General features: G+C 52.4%; 1 protein-coding gene and 1 pseudogene. Both read left to right on the top strand.

Annotation, left to right across the window (positions count from 1 at the left end; genetic code table 11):
• Positions 1-714: pseudogene (locus LPH68_RS26340) on the top strand (hypothetical protein); the annotation flags it as partial.
• A gap of 21 nt (positions 715-735) precedes the next feature.
• The coding region (locus LPH68_RS26335) for a phage protein Gp36 family protein (protein ID WP_230297282.1) at positions 736-1,106 on the top strand (371 nt) is incomplete at its 3' end.

The following is a 1,106-nucleotide window of genomic DNA, read 5'->3' as shown; positions in this document are numbered from 1 at the left end:
ACACTGTCCAAAATATCCAAAAAGGCGGCACAGGGTGAATATTACAACAACCCCATTTCCGAGGGCGAGGTCTTCGAGAACATTTCATACGGCAAGATACCGCCTCTCTCCAAATTCAAGTTTCTCGTGGCGTATGGCGACCCGGCACCGGGCGAAAGCAAGGGTAAGAAAGGAAAATCATTCAAGACGGTTTCACTTTGTGGCAAATTGGGCACCAGGCTCTATGTCATCAAGACTTTCCTGGCGCAGGCACTCAATGCGGAGTTCATTGACTGGTATGTCCGTATGCTTGATTTTGTCGGGGGCAAGACCAATGTCTATTGCTACATGGAGAACAACAAGCTGCAGGACCCTTTCTTCCAGCAGGTGTTCAAACCGCTGGTGGCAAAGGTGCGCCGCGAACAGAAGATTGCGCTGTTCATCCGGGGCGACGAGGAGAAGAAGACGGACAAGGCTACGCGTATCGAGGCCAACCTTGAACCGCTCAACCGCGAAGGGAATCTCATCCTCAACGAGGCTGAACGGGACAATCCGCACATGAAGGAACTGGAAGACCAGTTCAAGCTGTTCACCCTGACCATGCGCTACCCGGCCGACGGACCGGATGCGGTCGAAGGAGCAAACCGCATCATCGACGAACTGATCAGGCGCATTGAACCGCCCGTATTCCGCTCACGGAAGGATGTAAGAAAGCGGAACAAGAAAAGATTATGACAACTCTAAAACAATAGGACTATGAGCAAATTTGTTGAACTTACCGATTACGATGCGAGCATCCACCGAGACATCCTCGACGCACTGGTTAGAGAGGACGAAACGGTCATTGAGGTTTGCGAGGACAGGGCCATTGCCGAAATGCGGTGTTATTTGAGCAAACGTTACGACTGCAACAAGATTTTTGCGGCCACCGGGGACAACCGGAACCAGCTCGTGCTGATGATGGTCATCGACATGGCAGTCTATCACATCTTCTGCATCCACAACCCGCAGAAACTTTCCCAGATACGCAAAGACCGCTACGAACGGGCAGTGGAATGGATGAAGGCGGTGGCCGACGAGGACATTTCAATCGAAGGGGCTCCGCTGCTGCCCGAGGAACAAAGGGC

It is taken from the genome of Bacteroides sp. 1_1_30, from assembly GCF_020982715.1.
Lineage (GTDB): Bacteria > Bacteroidota > Bacteroidia > Bacteroidales > Bacteroidaceae > Bacteroides > Bacteroides xylanisolvens.
This window is presented reverse-complemented; position numbering and strand designations above follow the sequence as displayed.